This window comes from Caldicoprobacter faecalis (assembly GCF_900115765.1).
Lineage (GTDB): Bacteria > Bacillota > Clostridia > Caldicoprobacterales > Caldicoprobacteraceae > Caldicoprobacter > Caldicoprobacter oshimai.
The window spans coordinates 1-6,303 of record NZ_FOXR01000058.1 but is presented as its reverse complement, the minus strand read 5'-3'; the positions used below and the strand labels follow the sequence as shown (position 1 = coordinate 6,303).

Genomic DNA, 6,303 nt, shown 5'->3' with positions numbered 1-6,303 from the left:
GTCATTTCTTTTTGTGTCATGTTGAATATCTCCTCTCTCATGTATGACATTATATCAGAATAATTTCAATATGACATTATCACAGAATAACAACAAAATTTGGAGAATAGTAATTGATTTTTTTTTCGATTTATGCTAAAGTATAGTGCAGCATGCAAAGATTTTGCTAAAGAAAGTATCCACTTATCAAAGGGTTGGGACATCTGCTGAGCCTGTCCTTTATTACGGGGACTAGGACATCAGTTGTACTAACCTACCCCCGTAAGTGGATACTTAAAAATTTTAAGTAAAGGGGGTTTTGCTGATGGATACCTATTCGAGGCACTGCATTTTAGAACTTTGGGAATGCAACCGGGAACTATTGAACGACATCAAGTTCGTCGAGAAGATGATGACTGACGCTGCGCTGCAAGCGGGTGCTGAAGTAAGGGAAGTAACATTTCACCAGTTTGCACCTCAGGGCGTGTCAGGGGTGGTAATAGTTTCCGAGTCCCATTTGGCCATCCACACCTTTCCCGAGCACGGATATGCCAGCATCGACGTTTTCACCTGCGGCAAACGCATTGACCCTAAAAAAGCTGCTTCCATCATCGCCCAAAAACTAGAGGCCAACCGAATTTACGAGATGAACGTAGAGCGCGGACTGGGTGAAATGCATATTGTAGAAGATTTTAACAGTTAACAAGGGCTCCGATAAGGAGCCTTTTTAATTTAGTTTAATTTTCCGGTTTATAGGGAATAATTTAAGATGAAATCGACATTATCGCAGGAGGTTATTCCCTATGAACCAGCACGAACCGATACCTTCACGGATGAGCAGAAAGAGAAAAAAGAATCGCCGTTCCCTTTATCGTTCTATAGCTATAGGTATGTTGAGCTTTGTCACAGGAGGACTCATGTTAACAGCTGTATATTTAAGCATCATTATAAACAAATGGAGAGATGTCGATTTAACTCAAATCGAAAACATAGAGCAATCATCATTCATATACGATGTAAACGATAACTTTATAACCAGCATATATGGTGTAGAAAACAGGATAAAGGTCTCATTATCAGAACTCCCGGACCACGTCAAAAACGCATTTATCGCCGTAGAGGATATACGCTTCTATCGGCATCACGGCTTTGATATAAAGCGCTTATTCGGAGCCCTGATTCAAAACATAAAGCAGGGCAGATATGCAGAAGGCGCAAGTACCATCACCCAGCAGGTAGTGCGCAACGCCTTTCTCACGCAAAAAAAGACCATCCACAGAAAGCTCCAGGAGATATACCTAGCCTACAGGCTGGAAAAGTTGTATTCCAAGGATCAGATACTCCAAATGTACCTCAACCTGATATATTTCGGCAAGGGGACTTATGGGATAGAAGCAGCTTCAAGGCTGTATTTTGGCAAGTCGGCCAAGGACTTAACAGTGGCCGAAGCAGCCTTACTGGCAGGCATTCCCAAAAGCCCGTCAACGTATTCTCCGTTTAACAACATGGAAGAATCCCTGAAGCGAAAGGACCTGGTAATAGACCTCATGGTCAAGTATGGATACCTCTCTCGTGAGGAAGGCGAAAAAGCCAAGGCAGAAAAGCTGATATTTGCCAAACCGTCGCCCAGAAGCTATCCCCACCGCTTTTTTATGGACATGGTTCTGGAGGAAGCAGCTGATATACTCGGGGTATCTGAAGAAGCCTTGCTGACACAGGGATATAGGATATACACCACTCTTGACAGGCAGCTACAAAAATACGTGGAGGAACTGTATTCCAAAGATGAACTGTTCCCCCGATGCCCTGCAAGCGGCATCCCCTGTGAGAGCGCTTTGGTGGTGCTGGATGTGCCATCGGGGGAAATTCGTGCCATAATCGGCGGCAGGGAATACCTCGATGGAAGCACCGTCATACAAAAAGGGTTAAACAGAGCGATTCAAATGCCAAAACAGCCCGGTTCAGCCATAAAGCCATTGCTGGTATACGGCCCTGCCATTGAATATTTTGGCTACACCCCTGTCACCTTTGTACTGGATGCCCAAGCGCAGTTTGGCAATTACAAGCCCTCAAATTTCGATGGCAGATACCGCGGATGGGTAACGGTCAGAGAGGCCCTGGCCGATTCGATAAACGTCCCTGCCGTGCGCATACTCAAAGATATAGGGATTCAAAACGGAATTTCTTTTGCCGAGAAGTTTGGAATACCTTTTGCAGAGCAGGACAGATACAGCCTTCCCATTGCCCTGGGGGGATTTTATAAAGGCGTAACGCCTATACAGCTTGCCAGAGCATATGCTGCACTTGCTGACAACGGAAGATACAAGGATTACACCACAATACGCCGTATAGAAAACTCTTACGGCATCACGGTATATCAATCAAAACCCGTGAAAAAACAGATAATGAGCGAAGAAGGTGCCTTCATCTTAAACGATATATTGCGCTCAGCGGTTGAAAACGGGACAGCCACCAGGCTCAAAGACTTGAATATACCCCTGGCAGCCAAGACTGGTACAGTGGAGCTTCCCGATACCGCAGAATTTGCAGGAATAGACGGGGTAAAGGACGCCTGGATTGTCGCGTATAACCCGCAGTACGTCGTCACCGTCTGGATGGGATACGACAACGTGGACAGGCAGCACTATCTGCCTCCAGATGCGGTGGGCGGGAAATATCCTGCCGAGGTCGCAAAAGCCATCTTTAGATACATATATCAGGATGAAAAGGCCCCTGCATTTAAAAAACCTGCCAACATCATAGAGGTCAAGCTGGATGCCAAGGCGCTAAAAGAACAAAGAAAGGCGTTTCTGGCATCTCCCCTTACGCCGCCTGCTTATGTCATAACCGAATACTTTACCCCCGAAACCGCACCCACCCAACAATCAGACTATTGGATGCCCCCACAGGCACCTTCCGATTTCAAAGTAACCTTGAATGATGCTGGCTTGCCGGTCATCTCCTTTAAGCCGCAAGATACCTTTGCTGCTTACAACATTTATAGATTAGAAGAGGATAGAAATACTCCGTTGTTCATCCACCAAATCAAAAGGGAAACCCTGGATAAGGTAGAGTGGACCGATACCTTTGTAGACCGCGGCAAAAAATACACCTACTTTATAGTACCCATACACCCTGAAGTCGAAACAGACGGCCAACCGCTGCAGGGCACTCCCACCGCCCACCTTTCGGTTGTGGTACCGTTATCGGCTGAATCCGATGGCGCGCCACAAGCAGAGAGCACATCTGAAAATATCGATAGGGCGGATGTCACCCCGCAGCAGAGCAGAAGGAAAACCGTTTACTTGAGACTGCTGGATTGAAGGGCGTGGTTTATCTCCTCCAGCTTTTGCTGTATCGCTTCCCTGCTTATGGTGCTCAAAGGGTTGATATTGCATCCCAATGCCTTTTCAAGTTTTTCTTTGGCAGCCTGAAGGTTGCCTTCCTGTTGATAGATACACCCTAGATAATAAAGCGTAGAGACCTGGTCCTCCTTAAGCGACTCGGCTTTTTCGAAATACCTCTTGGCCTCCTTTAGCTTGCCCATCATGTAGTAGGTCTGAGCCAGGTTATCCAGTATAACGGGGTCCTCGGCATCGTACTTTACGGCTTCCAAATTGTACTTGAGCGCTTCATCCAAGTTCCCTTTTTCAATGAGCAGATACCCCAAAGCCTCATATATCCTGGAGGTTCTCTGTTTTCTGTGAAGCTCCCTGAGCATCTCGATGGCCGTATCGATATCCCCCAGCTTCCAATACGCCAGGCTTAAGTTCAGCTTTGCCATGTTTCTCACCGAGTCCTTGTAACGGGGATCGATGAGTACGCTGCTGAAGATGTCTCTGGCTTTCTGAAACTGGCCGCTTTTTAAAAGCAGGACCCCGTAAGCCAGCTTGTAGGATGGCTTGGTCATATCATGCACCATACCCTTTTCATAAAAGCGCATGGCTTTATCCAGCTTGTCCCTTACATGGCAATAGTATCCCAAAAGGCCGTATATGTTACCTATCAAACCCATAAAAAATCACCTGCCTAAAAACCATTGCCTAGTATCCATTGAACGATATCGTCTAGCATTTGCTTTCTCTGGCCTTCATTTGCATTTATATCCAACAGCGCCTGAGCCATAGCTTGAGAATTAAAGGCGCACCCTTTAAGGGCTTGAGGTATCATCTCAATAAACGCTTCGTCCATCGCATCGGAATATACTGTGACGTTTTGTATAGTGCCCTTTTCAAGCAAAAAGCATAATTCTATGCCACCCCAGCTGAAACGGGTATCTATAGTCATATTAAACTGGGGTGTTTCGCCGTATCGCCATTCCCACGATGAATACTTGCGGTACAGCCTTTCAACCTGCTGTCTGTCAATGACCTCATCAGCATACAGGACAGGACCTCCGTCCCCGTAAAGCTTCTTGAAGCACTCCACCACCGACTTCTTGACGTCTTCTACCGCTATGCTGGGATTTATATCGGCCAGGTTGATCACCCTGGAGCGCACCGATTCAATGCCCTTGCTCTGAATCTTCTGCTGGGGCACCTGCAGGTACCTCACCATCTTATCGTAATCCAGCGATACCAGGATTGTCCCGTGATGCAGGGCCGAATGCTTGCGGTAACAAAAGGCGTTACCCGAAAATTTCTTGCCATCCACCACCAAATCGTTGCGCCCGCTGAACTGGGCATTTACGCCCAGCTTTCGAACAGCCGATAAAATGACCTCCAGCTGAGAGGGAATATGAAACTTTTCCCTGTCCACCAGAAAGGAAAAGTTGAGATTACCCAAATCGTGGAACACAGCTCCTCCGCCAGAGATGCGCCTTGCCAATTTACCCCCTTCTTTTTCCAGCAGGTCAACTCGGCATTCTTTCCACGGGTTCTGGTTCTTGCCAATTACCACGGTATTTTGGTTTTGCCATAGATACAGTATGCATTCGTTTGGCTGCACATTTCCAAGCAGATGCTCTTCTACTGCCAAATTCCACCACGGATCAACGGTTTCGGTTACAATCACTTTGGTCAACATATCTTTTGTACCTCCAGCACATCTTCCAGCTTCAATTTCCTCCAATTCCTCTCATTCAAATGGGATAATCCCCAGCGCTTTGTAGGTAGCCCAGTCCACATAGTGGTTTACAGGCAATCCATGTTCCTTTTTAAACTTTAGAAGGGCGTACTTCATGCCCTCGCCGTATATGCCGTCCAGACTTCCCTGGTAGTAGCCCAAACGCTTTAGCCTTTTCTGTACTTCCAGCACATGGGAGTTTCGGTCCCCCGGCTCCAGCCTTACAAGCTGGCTGCCAAGGTTGCCAAAGGGGCCACCGTACACCACCACCTTTGTGCGGTAGGGCACCAGGTCATATAGCTCCTCAACGTCCCTGTTCCTCATGCGGAAGCATCCAGCGGATGCCCTGCGCCCTATAGACTCCGGCCTGTTGGTCCCGTGAATGCCGTATGTCCCCCAGGGCACGTTTAAACCCATCCACCGAGTACCAAACCCTGAACCCCAGTTCCTGGCCTTGCTCACAATCTCCCAAACCCCAATGGGAGACGGTGTGGAAGGCTTGCCCTGGGCTATGGGATACTTCTTGACCAGCTTATTCCCTTTAAACAGGTACAGCATGGATTCGGTCAAGTCGATGAAAATGTTATACTCTCCTTCATATTGTTCGGCGTCATTACCCTTCATCTTGCTCGCAGCCTGGCTGGCAACCGGCACCTCAGGCTCAGAGTCAAACTTCAAGCTGTAGTCTTCCATGGCCACATATAAAAGGAAAAAGATCACCACATACAAAAGCGCCATTATATCCTTACCCAGCTTATTTAATACCATCCTAACCCCTCCTGCTAAGCTTATTATATTCAACTACCTTGGAACTTTAGACTACTTTGTATCGGGGATAGGATGGTATCCCATTTACAAAATAATACAACAAGGACGTGATATAGAATCACGCCCTCTTAGTGCAGCCTACGCCTCACAATGACGTAGAAGTCATTACCCTTGCCGCCATAGGAACGGTAGTCCATTCCCAGCCTTTCCAGTTCGTTTATGATTATATCCTCCTCATAGCTGTATGCGGATTCTAACCTTATGGTAATTTCATCGTTGGGCGACATCTTCTGCAGGCTTTCCCTCAATCGCCTCAGGTCCTTTTCCTGGATGGCCAGCCCCAAGTTGATCATAATATTAGCCATAAGAGCCCTGGTCATCTAAACTGTACAAAACTGCACAAGTTTAGACGGCTGGGGTATTTCTTACCGCCTTTCAAGTTGTCCCACCCCCAGCTGGCGGTATTTGGGACAACCATAGCCCCTGCCCCAA

6 protein-coding genes are annotated in these 6,303 nt (G+C 47.2%); 2 read left to right on the top strand and 4 right to left on the bottom strand.

What is annotated here, in order from left to right:
- Positions 1 to 304 precede the first annotated feature (304 nt).
- Positions 305 to 682 (top strand): adenosylmethionine decarboxylase, encoded by a 378-nt coding sequence (speD, locus tag BM241_RS11740; protein ID WP_025746557.1) that lies wholly within the window; start codon positions 305 to 307, stop codon positions 680 to 682.
- A 100-nt stretch (positions 683 to 782) separates the two neighbouring features.
- A complete protein-coding gene (locus BM241_RS11735) occupies positions 783 to 3,302 on the top strand; it encodes a transglycosylase domain-containing protein (RefSeq protein ID WP_092282872.1) in 2,520 nt (839 codons plus the stop codon).
- Here BM241_RS11735 and BM241_RS11730 read toward each other — a convergent pair.
- From BM241_RS11730 to BM241_RS11715, 4 genes are all read right to left on the bottom strand, one after another.
- Positions 3,281 to 3,994, bottom strand: a complete 714-nt coding sequence (locus tag BM241_RS11730; RefSeq protein ID WP_025746555.1) for a tetratricopeptide repeat protein — start codon at positions 3,992 to 3,994, stop codon at positions 3,281 to 3,283. The genes BM241_RS11735 and BM241_RS11730 overlap by 22 nt on opposite strands.
- Positions 3,995 to 4,008: 14 nt before the next feature.
- Positions 4,009 to 5,004: a lipoate--protein ligase gene (locus BM241_RS11725; protein ID WP_092282871.1), complete on the bottom strand. Its 996-nt coding sequence runs from the start codon at positions 5,002 to 5,004 to the stop codon at positions 4,009 to 4,011.
- A 51-nt stretch (positions 5,005 to 5,055) separates the two neighbouring features.
- Entirely contained in the window at positions 5,056 to 5,811 is a 756-nt protein-coding gene (locus tag BM241_RS11720; RefSeq protein WP_025746553.1) for a L,D-transpeptidase family protein, read from the bottom strand.
- Positions 5,812 to 5,939: 128 nt separating this feature from the next.
- On the bottom strand, positions 5,940 to 6,176 hold the full coding sequence (locus tag BM241_RS11715) for a hypothetical protein (RefSeq protein ID WP_025746552.1): 237 nt from the start codon (positions 6,174 to 6,176) through the stop codon (positions 5,940 to 5,942).
- Positions 6,177 to 6,303: the final 127 nt, after the last annotated feature.

Excerpts from the sequence above, each read along its gene's own strand:
- speD (WP_025746557.1), top strand. The coding sequence starts at position 305 with ATGGATACCTATTCGAGGCACTGCATTTTAGAACTTTGGGAATGCAAC.
- BM241_RS11735 (WP_092282872.1), top strand. The coding sequence starts at position 783 with ATGAACCAGCACGAACCGATACCTTCACGGATGAGCAGAAAGAGAAAA.
- BM241_RS11730 (WP_025746555.1), bottom strand. The coding sequence starts at position 3,994 with ATGGGTTTGATAGGTAACATATACGGCCTTTTGGGATACTATTGCCAT.
- BM241_RS11725 (WP_092282871.1), bottom strand. The coding sequence starts at position 5,004 with ATGTTGACCAAAGTGATTGTAACCGAAACCGTTGATCCGTGGTGGAAT.
- BM241_RS11720 (WP_025746553.1), bottom strand. The coding sequence starts at position 5,811 with ATGGTATTAAATAAGCTGGGTAAGGATATAATGGCGCTTTTGTATGTG.
- BM241_RS11715 (WP_025746552.1), bottom strand. The coding sequence starts at position 6,176 with ATGGCTAATATTATGATCAACTTGGGGCTGGCCATCCAGGAAAAGGAC.